This is a genomic window from Deinococcus seoulensis (genome assembly GCF_014648115.1).
GTDB classification, from domain to species: Bacteria; Deinococcota; Deinococci; order Deinococcales; family Deinococcaceae; genus Deinococcus; species Deinococcus seoulensis.
The window spans coordinates 1-16,306 of record NZ_BMQM01000038.1 but is presented as its reverse complement, the minus strand read 5'-3'; the positions used below and the strand labels follow the sequence as shown (position 1 = coordinate 16,306).

General features: G+C 69.1%; 14 protein-coding genes. 7 read left to right on the top strand and 7 right to left on the bottom strand.

The features are described 5' to 3' along the window. Positions 1-4 precede the first annotated feature (4 nt). The gene (locus IEY70_RS18290; protein WP_189066463.1) at positions 5-2,227 is read left to right on the top strand and encodes an HD domain-containing phosphohydrolase; all 2,223 of its coding nucleotides are present in this window, start codon (positions 5-7) and stop codon (positions 2,225-2,227) included. A gap of 448 nt (positions 2,228-2,675) precedes the next feature. Here the strand turns inward: IEY70_RS18290 and IEY70_RS18285 are convergent, their stop codons facing one another. The 3 genes from IEY70_RS18285 to IEY70_RS18275 form a co-directional block, all read right to left on the bottom strand. Then, positions 2,676-3,815: a ComEC/Rec2 family competence protein gene (locus IEY70_RS18285; RefSeq protein ID WP_189066462.1), complete on the bottom strand. Its 1,140-nt coding sequence runs from the start codon at positions 3,813-3,815 to the stop codon at positions 2,676-2,678. Next, positions 3,812-4,267, bottom strand: a complete 456-nt coding sequence (locus tag IEY70_RS18280; protein WP_229778061.1) for a DUF3006 domain-containing protein — start codon at positions 4,265-4,267, stop codon at positions 3,812-3,814. Before IEY70_RS18280 ends, IEY70_RS18285 begins: the two co-directional genes overlap by 4 nt. A gap of 118 nt (positions 4,268-4,385) precedes the next feature. After that, positions 4,386-5,387: a GGDEF domain-containing protein gene (locus IEY70_RS18275; protein WP_189066461.1), complete on the bottom strand. Its 1,002-nt coding sequence runs from the start codon at positions 5,385-5,387 to the stop codon at positions 4,386-4,388. 145 nt (positions 5,388-5,532) lie between these two features. Here IEY70_RS18275 and mqnE point away from each other — a divergent pair, with 145 nt between their 5' ends. The 3 genes from mqnE (at position 5,533) to IEY70_RS18260 (ending at position 8,530) form a co-directional block, all read left to right on the top strand. Beyond that, a complete protein-coding gene (gene mqnE, locus IEY70_RS18270; RefSeq protein WP_189066460.1) occupies positions 5,533-6,681 on the top strand; it encodes an aminofutalosine synthase MqnE in 1,149 nt (382 codons plus the stop codon). 5 nt (positions 6,682-6,686) lie between these two features. Continuing rightward, the gene (locus IEY70_RS18265; RefSeq protein WP_189066459.1) at positions 6,687-7,034 is read left to right on the top strand and encodes a nuclear transport factor 2 family protein; all 348 of its coding nucleotides are present in this window, start codon (positions 6,687-6,689) and stop codon (positions 7,032-7,034) included. Positions 7,035-7,669: 635 nt separating this feature from the next. After that, entirely contained in the window at positions 7,670-8,530 is an 861-nt protein-coding gene (locus IEY70_RS18260) for a menaquinone biosynthetic enzyme MqnA/MqnD family protein (RefSeq protein WP_189066477.1), read from the top strand. A 51-nt stretch (positions 8,531-8,581) separates the two neighbouring features. On the opposite strand, the gene IEY70_RS18255 is transcribed toward IEY70_RS18260, so the two are convergent. The 4 genes from IEY70_RS18255 to IEY70_RS18240 form a co-directional block, all read right to left on the bottom strand. Further along, complete coding sequence (locus tag IEY70_RS18255; protein ID WP_189066458.1) at positions 8,582-9,928, bottom strand: M20/M25/M40 family metallo-hydrolase; 1,347 nt, start codon at positions 9,926-9,928, stop codon at positions 8,582-8,584. A 134-nt stretch (positions 9,929-10,062) separates the two neighbouring features. Next, positions 10,063-10,728 carry a hypothetical protein gene (locus IEY70_RS18250; protein WP_189066457.1) on the bottom strand — a complete coding sequence of 222 codons (666 nt, stop codon included), beginning with the start codon at positions 10,726-10,728 and terminating at the stop codon, positions 10,063-10,065. Continuing rightward, on the bottom strand, positions 10,725-11,717 hold the full coding sequence (gene galE, locus IEY70_RS18245; protein ID WP_189066456.1) for a UDP-glucose 4-epimerase GalE: 993 nt from the start codon (positions 11,715-11,717) through the stop codon (positions 10,725-10,727). The genes IEY70_RS18250 and galE overlap by 4 nt, the downstream gene beginning before the upstream one ends. Before the next feature lie 176 nt (positions 11,718-11,893). Next, positions 11,894-13,048 carry a substrate-binding domain-containing protein gene (locus IEY70_RS18240; protein WP_189066455.1) on the bottom strand — a complete coding sequence of 385 codons (1,155 nt, stop codon included), beginning with the start codon at positions 13,046-13,048 and terminating at the stop codon, positions 11,894-11,896. A 102-nt stretch (positions 13,049-13,150) separates the two neighbouring features. Here IEY70_RS18240 and IEY70_RS18235 point away from each other — a divergent pair, with 102 nt between their 5' ends. The 3 genes from IEY70_RS18235 (at position 13,151) to IEY70_RS18225 (ending at position 16,152) form a co-directional block, all read left to right on the top strand. Beyond that, positions 13,151-14,335 (top strand): MFS transporter, encoded by a 1,185-nt coding sequence (locus tag IEY70_RS18235; RefSeq protein ID WP_189066454.1) that lies wholly within the window; start codon positions 13,151-13,153, stop codon positions 14,333-14,335. Positions 14,336-14,411: 76 nt separating this feature from the next. Continuing rightward, entirely contained in the window at positions 14,412-15,242 is an 831-nt protein-coding gene (locus IEY70_RS18230) for an ATP-grasp domain-containing protein (protein ID WP_189066453.1), read from the top strand. A 109-nt stretch (positions 15,243-15,351) separates the two neighbouring features. Continuing rightward, positions 15,352-16,152 carry a polyphosphate kinase 2 family protein gene (locus tag IEY70_RS18225; RefSeq protein ID WP_189066452.1) on the top strand — a complete coding sequence of 267 codons (801 nt, stop codon included), beginning with the start codon at positions 15,352-15,354 and terminating at the stop codon, positions 16,150-16,152. The last annotated feature ends 154 nt before the right edge of the window (positions 16,153-16,306 follow it).

Sequence of the window (16,306 nt, the reverse complement as noted above, 5' to 3'; positions counted from 1 at the left end):
GGGCATGACCCGCGCCGCCATCCGGCACGGGCTGCGAGAGGCGCTGCTGGGCGCGCCGTGGTGGATGTTCACGCTGCTGGGCCTGACGCTGCTCAGCGTGTCCCTGAGCGTCCTGGTGATCCGCGAGGCGGCCGGGCACCAGCGGACGCTGCTGCTGCTGGCCGACACCACCAGCCTGGCACGCCAGCTGGACGCGCTGGAGTGGCGGGCCGTGAGCGGCGACCCGCTGGACGGCGAGTACTGGGCCGAGGTGCGCGGCAGCCTTCAGGCCGCGCGGCAGCAGGAAACCGAGTTGCTGCGCGCCGCGCGCCGCGAGGACGGACCCCGGCCCCTGCGCTGGCTGCCGCTGCCCCGCCCGCCACTGCCCGCCGGGGTGACCCTGCAGGCGGCGTCGGGCGCGCTGCGCGAGTCCCGCGAGGCGACCACGCAGGAACTCACGCTGATCCGCCGGGGCGACCTGGCCGCGGCCCGCGCGCTGGACAGGGCGCGCGTGGACCCGCTCTCGGACCGGCTGGAAGGCATGACGGCCGCGCTGCGCACCCGGCAGACCTGGAGTGCCCGCGTGAGCCTGCAACTGGCGGCGCTGCTGGGCGCCCTGACGCTGCTGCTGTCGCTGGTGACGGCCGCGCTGCTCTCGGCGCGGTTGCGGCGCAGCCTGAAACGGGCGCGGACGCTGGAACGCGAGGGGCAGGCGCAGCGGGAACGGGAGGAACGCGATTCCCTGACCGGCCTGTGGAACCGCGCGGGGCTGGCGCGGCAGTACGTGCACTGGACCGGGCAGGGGCCGCTGAGCGTGGTCGTGCTGGATCTCAACCGCCTGAAGGTCATCAATGACCTGGGCGGGCACGCCGCCGGGGACGCCCACCTGCGGCGCGTGGCGCTGGCGCTGCTGGAGGTCACGGAACCGCTGGGACTGGTGGCCCGCTGGGGCGGCGACGAGTTCGTGATGCTGCTCCCGGCCCTGAGTGCCGCGCAGGCGGCCGGGGTGGCCGGGCGGGCGCTGGCGCTGCTGGAAGCGCCGGGCGAGCCGCTGCCGCCCTTCGCGTTCGGCGTGAGTGCCGTGGAGGGCGCGTCGTCCCTGGAGCGGGCGCTGGCACTGGCCGACGCCGCCATGTACGAGCACAAGGAAACGCAGCGCCGTGACGCCGAGCAGCGGGGCGGCGGGCGACTGGGCCCCAGCGTCGAGGAGTTCACGTCCCGCCTGGAGCAACTGGAAACCCCGCAGGAGGTGCTGGGCGAGGGCCTGATGCTGGCGCGGCAGGTACTGGACTTTCACGGCAGCGTGTACCTCGAACGGACGGGCGAGGCGTTCGTGCTGCGCGAACTGAGCGGCGACCTGCCGCCCGGCGCCGTGCAGGCGCTGCGCGGACAGGCCTACCACGCCGGGACGGGCCTGACCGGGCAGGTCATCGCGGACAGCGCCGCCCGCTGGAGCAACGATTACCCCGACGAGCCCGGCGCGCTGGACGCCTGGGTGCGGGCCGGACTGAAAAGCACGCTGCTGGTGCCCGTGCGGTACGGGGGCCGCGTGATGGGCGTGCTGGGCCTGCTGCAGTTCGGGTCGTGGCGGGTCGTCACGCCGCAGGCGCGCCGCCTGACCGAGGCGGTCGCCTCGCGGCTGGGGCATACCTTCGAGCGGCTCCAGGCGGTCGAGAGTGTCCGCAGCGCCCTGCAGGGGGGACTGCTGGCGCTGGGCGTGGCGCTGGAGGAACGCGACCTGGAAACGGCCGGGCACACTGCGCGGGTCGTGGATCTCTCGGCGCGGCTGGGGCAGCAGCTCGGACTGCACGACGCGAAACTGGACGCGCTGCGCCAGGGTGCGTCGCTGCATGACATCGGGAAGCTGGTCATCCCCGACGCCATTCTGCGCAAGCCCGGCCCGCTGGACGCGCAGGAGTGGCAGGTCATGCGGCACCACGCCGAACGCGGGTACGAGATCGCGCACCGCCTGTCGGGCCTGATGCCCGCCACGCTGGACGTCATCCGCTCGCACCATGAACGCTGGGACGGTCAGGGCTACCCGGACGGACTGGCGGGCGAGGCCATTCCGCTGCCCGCGCGGATCTTCGCGGTGTGCGACGTGTACGACGCCCTCACGCACGTCCGCCCGTACAAGGAGGCGTGGTCGCACGAGGCGGCCGTCGCCGAGATCCGCGCGCAGAGCGGCACGCACTTCGACCCGAATGTCGTCGAGCAGTTCATCGCGCTGATCGAGTCATCGCGCTGATCGAGGCGACCCGCCCGCCCGCACCCGCGCCCGCTCCGGACGGACCCTGATACGGATTCCGTTTGTTTCGTTGACAACCTCGGGTGCTAGGGGTTCGTGCTGCGTCACATTTGGCACCGATTGAGAAAATTGCGTGCCAGTCGGAGTCTTTCGTCGAGCTTCTCCATCTCAAGTGACGCACCACAATTTCACTCATTAGCTATTGGACAAACAGTCGGCACCGAATACGCCTGAAGGAGAACGCCCGTCAGGCTCTATCTCCAAAAAAGCCGTGTGGGACATGTCCTGCTTTCCAGTATCCCCTAGCACCCGAGGTTGACAGATCGGAACACCACTGATCTGCCAACTCCACGTCCGGAACCCGCTTTGCTCACACTCGCATCCGCTCGGATTGAAGGGTCTTTGTAGCCCCTTCAATCGGAGTCCGCATGATGCGGATTCCGGGCGGTCAGCGTTCGGTTTCGGCGGTGTACGTGCCGTCGGCGCGGCCCTGGAAGGTCACGGTGCCCTGACGGTCGGTGCGGTACACCCGCGCGCCGCTCTGGCGGTACAGGCGCAGCGCCGCGTCGGTCGGGTGCCCGTAACTGTTCTGCCCGACGCTGATGACCACGTTCTGCGGTCTGACGCTGGCCAGCCACGCGGCGCTGTCGCCGTTGCTGGCGCCGTGGTGAATGCTCTTGTACACCTGGAAGGGGCCGCGCACGTCCGCGCGTTCCTGCGCCAGCCAGCCCTCGGTTTCCGGGGTTTCGCTGTCGCCGGTCATCAGGGCGCGGAACTCCCCGAACTGCACGGCCAGGCCGACGCTGTTGGTGTTCTGCTCGTCCGGCATGCCGGGTGGTGGGGCCAGCACGCGCAGTTTCACGCTGCCCAGGTTCACGGTCTGGTTGCTGGCCTTGACGAACGTGGCGTTCACGTCCTGCAGGGCCGCCACGAGTCGCTCCCAGGTCTGGGTGGTGCCGCCCAGGCCGTTGTTGATGAACACGCGGGGATTCAGGGCGGCGGCCGGGACCAGTCCGGCGATGTGGTCGGCGTCGGCGTGCGTGGCGATCATCAGGTCCAGGCGGGTCACGCCGTACTGCTTCAGGGCGTCCGTGAGGCGGGCGGCGCTGCGGCCCCCGTCGATCAGGGCGGTCTTCCCTTCCGGGCTGCGGATCAGGATGGCGTCGCCCTGCCCCACGTCCAGAAAGCGGATGGTGACCTGCGCGCCGTCCGGGGCGGTCGTGACTGGCCCGCCGGGCGCGTCGCTGCCGCCCTGGTTGCGGATCCAGCCGCACGCGGCGAGGCTGCCGGTCACGATCAGGACCAGCAGGCCCAGCAGGTCCGAGGAACTGGTGCCGGGGCGGCCCTTCCCGGCGCGGCGGCCCGTGCGGGCGCCTGCCTTCGCACCACTGGCACTGGCCTTGGCACCGCTGGCCTTCGTGTTGCTGGCCTTCGTGCTGCCGCTCCTTGCACTGCTGGCCCTCGCACCGCTGCCCTTCGCATCGCTGGCCTTCGCGGAGGCCGCCTTTGTCGCCGGGGTCGCTTTGCCGGGGCGGGTCTTCTTCTCGGGCTGTTCGGAACCCGGTTTTCTGGGAGTGCTGGGGCTCACAGGTCGATCTCTCCATCATTGGCTGGCAGGGTCGCTGACAGTGGGTGGCGTGCCGGATCGCGGGCCAGCCGGTCGCGGCCCTGTTCGTTCAGGGTGTCCAGGGTGGCCTGCATGTCGGCGCGGCGCGCGGCACTCTGCGCGGGCAGGGCGCGCACGGCGGGACGCAGGGTGACGCCGTCGGGGCCGTCCGTGACGCTCAGCAGGTCACCCTCGCGCAGGCCGGGGGGCAGGTCGGTCAGGGGGCGGTCCACGGTCTGCCCGTCCGGGCGTTCCAGTCGCGCGACCGGGCCGTGCGGGGTCTGTTCGATGCCGTCCACGGTCCATACCTCGGGCTGGTCAGCAGGCGGTTCGGGCGGGGCAGGGTGTGGGGTCGGGGTGGGCTGGTCGGTGGGGGCGAACGGGTCGTCCGTCCGCGTGGATTCTGTTTCAGAACGAACGGATTCCGGCTTCACGCCCCCAGCGTAGCGCACCCGGCCCGCCCACGCCCGGAAGGAATTCACGCCCCACACCCCCAGCCCGGTCCCCTCGCGCGGCACCCTGCGCCTGGCCCGGTCACTTGATCAGCGCCGGTCATTCGATCAGTGACTGCCGCTGCCGCTTGGCGCCGTACATGCGCGCGTCGGCGCGGCGCACCCAGTCACTCACGGAATCCTGCGGGTACGCCGGGGCCAGCCCGATGTTCAGGCGCGGCGTCGGCACCGACCACGCCTGCGCGTTCAGGTCGTCCAGCAGGGCGCGCAGGCTCAGCAGCGCCGCCGACTCCGGGCAGGGCAGCAGCGCCGCGAACTCGTCGCCGCCCAGCCGGAACACGTGCACGCCCTCCAGCGTCAGGCGGTCCAGCAGGCCGCCCATCTGCACCAGCACCCGGTCGCCCGCATCGTGCCCGAACTCGTCGTTCACGGCCTTGAATCCCTGCAGGTCCATCACGGCCAGCGTGTACGGTTCGCCCCGGCGCACGTCCAGCAGCGCCGCCTCGCTGCGCTCCGTGAACCGGCGGCGGTTCCACAGGCCCGTCAGGGGGTCCGTGTGCGCCTCGCGTTCCACCCGTTCGTGCAGCGCGGCGTTCTCCAGCGCGATGCTCAGGTGCACGCCCAGCAACTCCAGGAATTCCAGGTCCTCGGACGTGAAGGCGTTCAGGGCGTAACTCTGCACCGACAGCACGCCCGTCACCACGCCCGCCTGAAGCGGCACGCCCATCCACGACAGCGTGTACGGCAGGTCCGACCGGTGATGCACCCGCACGATACCCAGCCGCTCGCGTTCCAGGTACACCGGCAGGTTGTTCTCCAGCCGCAGGCGACCCTCCAGCACCCGCTCCAGCAGCCCGTCGGGACGCAGGCCAATGAACTGCTCCGAGAGGTTGTTGCTTTCCAGCGTCAGGCAGTGCCAGCCGCCCTGCGCGGTCCGGCGGGCCAGCAGCGTGATGGGCGTGTCGAACAGCGCCTGCACCTGCACGTGCATGGCGCGCAGCAGGTCGTCCGTGCGCACGTGCCGGGCCAGCGCGGCCGTCACCTGCACCAGGGACCGGTACCGGATGATCTGCCGCTGCGCGTCGGTGGCATGGTCGTTCAACTTGCCCATCAGTGTGGCACGCGCCGCCTGTCACGACTCTGACGCGCCCACCCGCGCGACCCTGAAGGGTTCATTCATGCGGGCGTGCGGGCATTGCAGGATTCGGGGACATTCCCGCGCGCCGGGCGGGCGTATGCTGCGCGGTATGAAGTGGCTTTCCGACCCGGCACTCGCGCCCATCGTGCAGAAGGTCGAGGCGGGCGAGCGCCTGACCTTCGCCGAGGGCATGCAGCTGTACGACACCCGCGACCTGAACACCCTGATGAGACTGGCGAACCTGCGCAAGCAGCAACTGCACGGCGACCGGGTGTACTTCGTGCACTCCATGCGGCTGGAATTCACGAACATCTGCTACGTGGGCTGCACCTTCTGCGCGTTCGCCGCGCACAAGAACGAGGAACGCGCCTGGGACTACAGCCCCGAACAGGTCGCCGAACAGGTCCGCCGCCGCTACATGCCCGGCATCACCGAACTGCACATGAGCAGCGGCCACCACCCCAACCACAAGTGGGAGTACTACCCCGAAATGGTGCGCGGCCTGCGCGAAGCCTTCCCGGACCTGCAGGTCAAGGCCTTCACCGCCGCCGAGATCGAACACCTGAGCCGCATCAGCAAGAAACCCACCCTGGACGTCCTGCGTGAACTCCAGGCCGCCGGACTGGCCGCCATGCCCGGCGGCGGCGCCGAGATCTTCGCCGACCGCGTACGCCTCCAGGTCGCCAGAAACAAGGTCAAGGCCGAGAAGTGGCTCCAGATTCACAGCGAGGCGCACTCCCTGGGCATGCGCACAAACGCCACCATGCTGTACGGCCACATCGAGACCCTCGAGGAACGCCTGGATCACATGGACCGCCTGCGAACGTTGCAGGACGACTCGGTGGCCCGCTTCGGCGGCGGCTTCCACGCGTTCATTCCGCTGGCATTCCAGCCGCTCGGGAACAACCTCGCGCAGAACCTCGGCAAGACCGACTTCACCACCGGCCTCGACGACCTGCGTAACCTCGCCGTGGCCCGCATCTACCTCGACAACTTCCCGCACATCAAGGGCTACTGGGTGATGATCGGCAGCGAACTCACGCAGGTCAGCCTCGACTGGGGCGTGTCCGACATCGACGGCACCATCCAGGAGGAACACATCGCGCACGCCGCCGGAGCGACCAGCCCCATGAAACTCAGCGAGCAGGGCATGATCCGCATGATCCAGCACGCCGGCCGCACCCCCGTCCTGCGCGACGCGTACTACAACGAACTGGCGACCTTCCCCCGCACCCCGGCCACCGAAGCCGCCGACTGAAGCCCATGCCCGGCCACCCCAGCGACCTCGACCTGATCCTCGCCCTGGACGACCGCTGGAACGCCGCGTACCACCACCGCGACCCAGGACGCCTGACCACGGTGCTGGCCGACGACTGGCTGGGCTTCTACCACGACGGCACCACCGTCACGAAACAGGAACTCCTGACCGGCATGCAGACCAACCCCACCACCCCACTGATCTTCGAACGGCACGCCGCCCGGGTGCACGGCGACACGGCCATCACACGCGGCACCCTCTACGCCGCAGGTCAGCGCGTGCAGAGCTTCCTGCGCGTCTACGCCCGTCAGGACGGCCACTGGCAGGCCGTCAGCGTGCAGGTCATCCCGTGACGGAATACGAGACCGTCCTGGACACGGGTCAGGCGGCCCCACATGTGGTGGAGGGCGTGATCGACCACGTTCTCCCCTACCCGCCCGACGCCGATCCGGTCACCTCGCCCTACTGGAGTGTCCTGTTCCGGCTGGGCGCCCAGCCTGCGCCGGACAGCGCCGTGCAGGGGGAATTGATCATCAGCCGCGCCACGCATCGGGGCGTCGACTGGACGCGGGGCTTCAAGTTCCTGCGCTTCTCCTGTCAGGAGTGGCCGGCACCCGATCCGCTCAGTGGACGCTGCACGCTGGGAGAACAGCAGCTGGGCCGGCTGGAACTTGGCCTGGGTGACGTGTGGCATGCCTTCTACCGCTCGGGTGCGCCCGTGACGACGTGGGTGGAGGGTGTGGCGCAGGAGTACGCCTGGAATTACCGCGACCGGGTAGAGGACCTGAACATCGTGAACGACACCCAGGTGTACCTGTACGGCCAGATGAACCGCGAGAGCTCCCCCCAGGACCCGCGGATTCCGGATCTGAGGAGTCTGGAAGGCCGCACCGTGCGTTTCGGATTCAGTCAGCCGCCCGTTCCCTCCGAGTATCCCGTCCGGAATGCGGGACAGCGCGCCGCGCTGATCGCCGGAGAGGTCGCGCAGGTGGACTGGGGAACGCCCGACCCGTACCGCGCGGGTTGGATTCATTTCACGAATGTCGCGCCGATTCTGGATTCGCTGGTGTTACCTGAAGGCGTGAGCGCAATCACGGGCGTGCCGACGCAGATGAATGCGGCGCTGCTGTCCGGGCAGGTGGACATCGCGAACATCAGCGCCGTTGAGTTCATCCGGAACGCGGATGTGCTGGAGGCCCTGCCGGATTTCAGTGTGGCGGTGCTGGGGCCGGTGTACTCGGTGAACCTGTTTCACACGCGCCCGCTGGAGGAGTTGCGGCGGGTGGCGCTGACGGCGCAGTCGGCGATGAGTGTGGCGCTGCTGGAGGTGCTGCTGCGCGAGCGTGGCCTGAGCCCGGTGCTGGAGCGTGCCGAGGGTGAGGCGGAATCATTGCTGGCGCAGGGCTTCGATGGAGTGCTGCGGATCGGGGACAGCGCGCTGCGGGAGTGGTACGGGGTGGTGGGACCGCTGACGCCGGAGACGACCATGACCAGCCTGCCGCACTCGGCGCGGGGGATCACGGTGACGGACCTGGCCGAGGAGTGGTTCCGCCTGACGGGGCATCCGTTCACGTTCGCGGTGTGGGCGTACCGCAAGGACCGTCCGCCGCCGCTCGCGCTGGTGCGGGCGATGCGGGAGGCGCGGCGCGACGGGATCGGGCATCTGGCGGACGTGGCGGCCCGGCACGCGCGGAAGCTGGGGTTGCCGGAGCGGGTGGTGCAGCATTACCTGTGGAACTTCCGGTACCACCTGGAAGCGCCGGACCGGCTGGGCCTGCACGAGTTCGCGGCGAAGGCCGTGCCGGGTCACGCGCCCCTGACGTTCGGGCCGAGGCCGGGGCAGGAGTGACGCGCAGGGGGGCCGGACGGCGCTGCACATCTGGCCCCCCTCTGTTCCCGGTCAGCCGTCTGCGAGGGCGGCCATGAACGCGGCGGCGTAGCGCACGCCACTGGCGAAGTCGCGCCGCAGGATGTTCTCGTTGGGTGCGTGGACGCGGCCGCCGATGTTCCCGATGCCCAGCGCGATGACGGGCGCGCCCACGTGCTGCATGAAGGGGTGCATGGGGCCGCTGCCGCCGGAGCTGGGGTTCAGGATGGGTTCCTGCCCGTGAACGTCGCGGGCCACGCGGACGGCCGCCTGCACAAAGGGGTCGTTCAGGTCGCTGCGGGCGGGGTGCTGGTGGCTTTCGAGTTCGATGATCTCGATGTCGCTGAAACCCTGGGCGTCCAGGTGGGCGCGCAGCAACTCCACAATCCGTTCCGGGTGCTGGTCGGGCACGAGGCGGAAGTCGAGTTTCACCATGCCTGAAGCGGGCAGGACGGTCTTGCTGCCCTGGCCCTCGTACCCGCCGTGGAAGCCGTTGACGTTCACGACGGGCTTGAGGTTCAGGCGGGTGTGGTAGTCGCTGCCGTCGCTCAGCGGGCGGGTCACGTCGTACGTGTCGCGCAGCGCCTCGCCCCGGCCCTGAAGCTGGGCGATGGCGTCCAGGTCAGCTTCGCTGGGGGCGCGCACGTCGTCGTGGAAGCCGGGAATCAGGACCGTGCCGTCCGGGCCGCGCAGACTGGCGACGGCGGCGGCCAGTCGCCACAGGGGGTTGTCCACGACCGCGCCGTTGCTGCTGTGCAGGTCGCTGGCGGCCACGCGGCAGCGCAGTTCCACGCAGATGATGCCTTTCAGGCCTGCGTACAGAACCGGGCGACCTTCGGGGGTGATGCTCCCGAATTCCCACCACACGCCATCGGCTTTCAGGTCGGCGGCGTGTTCGGCCAGGAAGCCTTCGAGGCTGGGGCTGCCGACCTCTTCCTCGCCCTCGATCAGCCACTTGACCTTCAGCGGCAGGTGCCCGCCGCGTGCGTCTTTCAGGGCGCGCAGTCCGGCGAGGCGTGAGATGAACTCGCCCTTGTCGTCGCTGGCGCCGCGTCCGTACAGGCGGCCGTCGCGTTCGGTCAGTTCGAACGGCGGGGTGTCCCAGAGATCGGCGGGGTCCTCGGGCTGCACGTCGTAGTGGTTGTAGATCAGCAGCGTGAAGGGACCGTCGCCCGCCTCGGCCAGCAGGATCGGGGCGACCTGACCGGGGTACTCGCGGACGGTGAAGCCCTCGGTTTCCAGCAGGCGCGTGACGGCCTGCGCCGCCTCGGGAAGGGAGCGGCCCTGCGCGGAGACGCTGGGAATGGCCACGAGGTCGGCGAGGTCACGCAGGCCGCGTTCGGTGTGCGCGGCGAGGTCGGCGGCAGTGGGTTGTGTCATGCCCGCAGGCTACGGGAGTTGCGCGCCGAGTGCGAGGGCTGCTGCCTTCCCTGCCCACCCGGCGCAGTCCTGCTCGGGTGCAACCGTTTCGACCCACGGTTCAGCCGGAGTTCACTTCAGCGGACTTCATGCGTTCAGGGTTGTTCCCAGCGGGCTAGGCCTGTACGCTTCCAGAATTCGGAAAAGCTGAGTTCTGTCGTGAACTCAAAACCAGACAACCCAGCCTCCTCGCAGGCGCGTTTCACTTCATCACGGACGTAGAGGTTGGAGCCGGAACGGAAGACAGCAGGAATCTCCTGCTCGCTTTCCACCGTGATCACGTCTCCGGTGAGACGGGCGTGGGCCTGCGTTCGGTCCAGGTGCTGGAGGGGGTAGATCAGGGCGTAGCCGTCGGGCGCCACCCTGACGTCCGGGTGGGCCATCATGGCGCGGGCCGAGGGTAACCGGAAACCGATGGGCAGTTCCATGACGAAGACGGGGTACTCATGGAACAGTCCGGGCGCCTGCTGCCGGAGAACCTCCAGGGCCTTGAGGTTGAACAGCGGCAGGAGGAGGCTGGTTGGAAGGCAGTCCTCTCCCCAGATGGTTTCCAGCTCAACCTCACCGTAGAACGGGGGGGAGAGGGTCTCGGCGAGTAAGTGGAAATCGGCTGGATGATAGGAATCTCCATTCATTACGAAATCACGCTCGGACAGTCGAATTTCAATCTCCGGGCTTTCATCAGGGTAGTTGAGCCCCTTCCGCTGAATGATCTCTGTAATGTCTGAATCTGTCTTCCAGATGATGGCGCTATGCTTCACTGTTTGAAGTCGTGCGGGTGCGCTTTGTGCCAGTTCCAGGCAGTCTGCACGATGTCTTTCAGGTCCGTGAACTGCGGTTTGAAGCCCAGTTCCTCGCGGATGCGGGTGGCGTCGGCCACGAGACGGGGGGGGTCCCCGGCGCGGCGGGGGGCGAGTTCGCGGTTCAGGGGCGTGCCGATCACGTCGTCCACGGTGTCCAGCACTTCCTTGACGCTGAAGCCGTGGCCCAGGCCCACGTTGAAGGTGCCCTCGGTGCGCTGCCCGGCCAGCAGCGCCTCGACCGCCAGCACGTGCGCGTCGGCGAGGTCCTGCACGTGCACGTAGTCGCGGATGCAGGTGCCGTCCGGGGTGGGGTAGTCGTCGCCGAAGATGAACATCTTCTCGCGCTGGCCCAGGGCGGTCAGGGCGGCCAGTTCGATCAGGTGGGATTTACCGGCGTGCGCCTCGCCGATGTCGCCCTCGGGGGCGGCGCCGCACACGTTGAAGTACCGCAGGACCGTGTACGGCAGGCCGTGCGCCGTGTGGAAGGCGTGAATCATGTTCTCGGTCATGAGTTTCGTCTCGCCGTACACGCTCTCGGGCTGCATGGCGGCGTTCTCTGGGATGGGCACGAGGTCGGTGGTGCCGTACACGGCGGCCGTCGAGGAGAACACCAGCGGCACCTTGCGGGTCTCGGTGATGGCCTGAAGCAGGTTCAGGCTGCCGACCACGTTGTTGCGGTAGTAGCGGGCCGGGGCGCGCATGCTCTCGCCCACCTCGATCAGCGCGGCGAAGTGAATCACGGCGTCCGGCTGGTGGGCGTTCAGGGCAGCGCGCACGGCGTCGGCGTCGAGCAGATCGCCGCGGACCAGGGGAACCTCGGCGGGCAGGGCCTCGGCGTGCCCGCTGGAGAGGTTGTCGAACACGACCGGCGTGTGCCCGGCCCGGATCAGTTGCCGGACCGTGTGAGAACCGATGTACCCTGCGCCGCCCACCACGAGAATCTTCATGACGCACAGGGTAGTGCAGGCGGGGCCGGGGCGTGACGGATCATACGGACTCCGATTGAATGGCTTACGAAGCCGCTGGGTCCGAGCGGACGCGAGTGGGAGCCGGGCGGGTTCCGGACGTGGAGTTAACAGATCGGTGGTGTTCCGATCTGTTAACGAAACAAACGGAATCCGTATCAGTCGCGCGTGGCCTGTGGGCGGGGTGGGGCGGTGGTGCCGCGCACGACGAGGCGGGTGGGCAGCGTGACGGGCTGGGCGGGCTGTCCGGCCAGCAGGGTCAGGATGGCCTGCCCGACCCGTTCGCCCTTGTCGCCGGTGGGTTGCCAGACGGTCGTGAGGTTCAGGCTCTCGCTGCTGGGCAGGTCGTCGTACCCGGTCACGCTGAGGTCCTGCGGGACGCGCAGGCCCAGGCTGGCGGCCGCCCGCAGCGCTCCCTGGGCGAGCACGTCGCTCATGCACAGCACGGCCGTGATGTCCGGGTGACGGCGCAGCAGGTCCAGGGTGAGGGCCTCGCCCGCCTGCGGGGTGTTGTGGGGGGCTTCGGTGGGGTGCAGCGCAGCGTCTGGGCAGGCGCGGATGGCGGCGCGGTAGCCGCGCAGGCGCTGGTCGCTGGTGCGGTAACTGGCCTGCGCCTCGCGTTCCGGGCCGACCGGGCCGCTGGCGCGCTGCTCGGCCAGTTCAAGGCACAGCACGCCCAGGTGCCGGTGCCCCAGCGAGAGCAGGTGCTCGGCGGCCGCCTGGGCGCCCCCGGCGTCGTCGATGCCGATGTTCACGGCCTCGTCGTGGCGCTCCTGGTCGACCAGCACGGTGGGCAGGCCGCGTTCCAGCACGGCGCGCAGCAGGGGGCTGTCGTCGGCGGCGCAGTACACGATGAAGCCGTCCACGCTGGCGCTGCGGACCGGGCCGGTCGGGTCGTGGGCGGGCGCTCCGGCGGGCGGGTGGGGGGCGGCGTGGGGGCTGGCGAGCAGCAGCACGTTCAGGTCGTGGTGCTGCACGGCGCGGGTCACGCTGCCCAGGAACAGCGCGGCGGCGGGGTCCGCGAAGGCGTATTCCAGGGGGGCGTCGTACACCACGCCCAGGACGCCGGTGCGGCCCCGGCGCAGGCTGCGGGCCAGCGGGTCGGGGCCGTTGTAGCCGAGTTCGCGGGCGGCCTGCAGGACGCGGCGGCGCAGGTCCTCGCTGAGCTGGTCGGGGCGGTTGTAGGCGTTGCTGACAGTGGCGACGCTGACGCCCAGGGTGCGGGCCACGTCCCGCAGGGTGACGCGTCCGCCGGCGCTGCGGGGGTTGCCGGTGGGCGGGCCGCCGGGGTCGGTGGGCTTGGCGGGGGGCATGCGGGAATGGTAGCGTATTTCCAGTCGATCTGAAACGATTCAGATCAGTCTTTCTCCTCACCCCCCACCACGCCCCGCTGCCCCCACTCCCACGAGGTTCCCATGACGGCCCCCACCCACACCACACCCACCCAGGACCGCCCGGGCGAGGCCGCCCGCCGCGCCCTGAACGTGATCTTCCTGATCAACGGCGCCCTGTTCGCCACCTGGGCCGTCAACATTCCCGGCATCCGCGACCACCTGCACCTGAACGAGGCGCAGATCGGCGCGGCCCTGCTCGCCGTGGGCCTGGGCAGCCTGTGCAGCATGACCCTGACCGGCACCTGGACCGCCCGCCACGGCAGCCACCGCGTCACCTGGGTGGCCGCCACGCTGTGCATGCTGGCCCTGCTGCCCCCCTTCCTTGCCCCCAGCCTGCCGCTGCTCGTCGCGGCGCTGGCCGTCCTGGGCGCCGCGAACGGTAGCATGGACGTCGCCATGAACGCCCAGGGCGTCACGGTCGAGCAGCGACTGGCACGGCCCATCATGAGTCGCCTGCACGCCTACTTCAGCCTGGGCGGCGTGATCGGCGCGGCGCTGGGTACCCTGCTGGTGGGCCGCGTCCCCATGACCACACACGCACTGCTCGTCACGGTCGTCACCGTCGCGGCGGCCCTGCTGGCTGGCCGCGCCCTGCTGCCCGACCAGGCGGCCCCCACCACCCCAGCGTCCGCAGCCTCCACGGCCGCGCCGCGCCGCGCACCGCTCAGCGTGGCCGCCGCGCTGCTGGGCCTGCTGTGCTTCCTGGGCATGCTGTCCGAAGGGGCCAACTACGACTGGGCCGCCCTGTACTTCCGCGACGTCCTGAACGTCCCCGGCGGGCAGGCCGGACTGGGATACGCCGCGTTCGTGACCACCATGACCCTGGGCCGCTGGTTCGGAGACCGCCTGCGCGTCCGCCTGGGCGACGAAACCACCGTGCGGGGCGGCGCGCTCATCACAGCCCTCGGACTGGCCCTGGCCCTCATGACCCGCAATCCCATCCTCGCTGCCCTGGGCTTCGCCCTCTCAGGCCTGGGCCTCAGCAACGTCGTACCCGTCATGTACGGCGCTGTCGGGCACGCCCTGGGCGGCCGTGGCATCGCGCAGGTCGCCAGCATCGGCTACGGCGGATTCCTGCTCGGCCCGCCCGCCATCGGCTTCATCGCCGCGCACACCGGCCTGACCGCCGCGCTGGGACTGGCGCTCGCCGGCGCCGCCCTGATCACCCTGCTCGGCGGCCGCGCCTTCGCCCTGATCCGCCAGTAGGTTAGGGGCAAGCCATCCACGACGCCCTAGGGCAAGACAGGCGTATCACAAAGTTCACAGGCACTACCCTGCACCTATGGATGCACAGCCTACCGTAGTGATCGTCAACGGAGAACGCGAATGGGCCGACGTGTTCCCAGATGCCCAGGTGCGCCACTGTCGCCTCCAGACCGCGCAGTGGCAGGTCGCCGGACAGACGCTCTACCTCCTTCACGAGCAGGGCCGGACCCGTGTGGACGGGCTACTGTGGCGCGTCGGGGCCATCCGTCCGGACCCCCGACACCGGGTCGTGCTAGACCTGATCCGCCTGACACGTACACCGTGCGTCAATCCCGCCGCGACCCTGCAACGCGGCTTTGACCGGCTGTCCATGCGGGCCGAAATGCAGGCCATCGGTCTGCCGCTGCTGCCGCAGGAGATCATTCTGGGCTCTACCCTACTGGATCACACTGAGCCCACGCCTCCGGCCGTGCTCAAGATCGGTAATTACCACGCCGGGTACGGGAAAGCACTTATCACCGCCCGGAGCGACTGGCCGGACCTGCGGGATCTCACTTGGACCGCAGATGATTACGTGACACTGGAGCCCTTCGTGGATTACGTCCGTGACCTGCGGTGTCTGGCGGTCGGGAATGATTTGTGGGCAATGAAACGGCGCAGCGAGTCATGGAAAGCCAACCGCGATACGCAGGAGTACAGCCTCACGGACCCGCCTGCCGAACTGGCCGAGTACACGCGCGCCGCCATGGCGCACCTGGGTGCGGACATCCTGGGGCTGGATTTTCTCGAAGATCGGGAAGGGCGTTTTTTTCTACTGGAAACGAACGATGTGCCCGGCCTGACCGGCTTCCCTACTTCGATTCGCCACACGCTCGCACGCCGGCTGATGGAACAGATCAGCCGTTAGACCTGACCGCCGAGGGCCGCACAGGCCGCCACACTGCCTTGAAATGGGATGGGATTCCTGAACACGCCCTCAGACTCAAACAGGCGGCGCCGGTGGTACGCTCCGGGTCATGAATCCAGACAAGTACCGCGTGAAACCCGGCGGCAGTGTGAACCTCAGCGACTGGGACACCAACGACGACGGCGACCTCAGCAAGGACGAGGGCCGCACCCTGACCGACGAACTGCAACTCGGGCTGGCCGACTGGCAGGAACGCCTGAACGCCGAGGGGCGGCAATCCCTGCTGATCGTCCTGCAGGCCCGTGACGCCGGAGGCAAGGACGGCACGGTCAAGCACGTCATGGGAGCGTTCAACCCGAACGGCGTGCAGATCGCCAATTTCAAGGTGCCGACCGAGGAGGAACGCGGGCATGACTTCCTGTGGCGCGTTCACCAGCGGGCGCCCCGCGCCGGGCAGATCGGCGTATTCAACCGCAGCCACTACGAGGACGTCCTCGTGACCCGCGTGCACAGCATGATCGACGACTCCACCGCCGACCGCCGCCTGTCGCACATCCGGCACTTCGAGTCCCTGCTGACCGACGGTGGCACCCGCATCCTGAAGTTCTACCTGCATGTCAGCAAGGAAGAGCAGAAGGCGCGGTTGCAGGACCGCCTGGACGACCCGGCCAAACACTGGAAATTCAATCCCGCTGACCTGACCGAACGCGCCAGGTGGGATGAGTACACCAGCGCTTACCAGGACGCCCTGACCACCAGCACCGAGAGCGCACCGTGGTACGTGATTCCCGCCGACCGCAAATGGTTCCGGAACCTGCTGATCAGCCAGATTATTCTCGATACCCTGCAGGGCATGCACCCCCAGTTCCCGAAAGCCACCTTCGACCCCAAGGAAATCGAGATCGAGTGAATCACTGCCGCCCGGCCTATCCCTCCTGGGCGCGGGCCATGCAAGGCAGACAATAAGAAACCCCCCAGTACCGGTAAGGGTGTGGGGGGGTTGTGGAGCGGGAGACGAGATTCGAACTCGCGACATCTACCTTGGCAAGGTAGTGCTCTACCAG

Bases quoted from the DNA above. Each gene is read 5' to 3' on its own strand.
- IEY70_RS18290 (WP_189066463.1), top strand. From the start codon at position 5: ATGACCCGCGCCGCCATCCGGCACGGGCTGCGAGAGGCGCTGCTGGGC.
- mqnE (WP_189066460.1), top strand. From the start codon at position 5,533: ATGAAGTGGCTTTCCGACCCGGCACTCGCGCCCATCGTGCAGAAGGTC.
- IEY70_RS18265 (WP_189066459.1), top strand. From the start codon at position 6,687: ATGCCCGGCCACCCCAGCGACCTCGACCTGATCCTCGCCCTGGACGAC.
- IEY70_RS18255 (WP_189066458.1), bottom strand. From the start codon at position 9,928: ATGACACAACCCACTGCCGCCGACCTCGCCGCGCACACCGAACGCGGC.
- galE (WP_189066456.1), bottom strand. From the start codon at position 11,717: ATGAAGATTCTCGTGGTGGGCGGCGCAGGGTACATCGGTTCTCACACG.
- IEY70_RS18240 (WP_189066455.1), bottom strand. From the start codon at position 13,048: ATGCCCCCCGCCAAGCCCACCGACCCCGGCGGCCCGCCCACCGGCAAC.
- IEY70_RS18235 (WP_189066454.1), top strand. From the start codon at position 13,151: ATGACGGCCCCCACCCACACCACACCCACCCAGGACCGCCCGGGCGAG.
- IEY70_RS18230 (WP_189066453.1), top strand. From the start codon at position 14,412: ATGGATGCACAGCCTACCGTAGTGATCGTCAACGGAGAACGCGAATGG.
- IEY70_RS18225 (WP_189066452.1), top strand. From the start codon at position 15,352: ATGAATCCAGACAAGTACCGCGTGAAACCCGGCGGCAGTGTGAACCTC.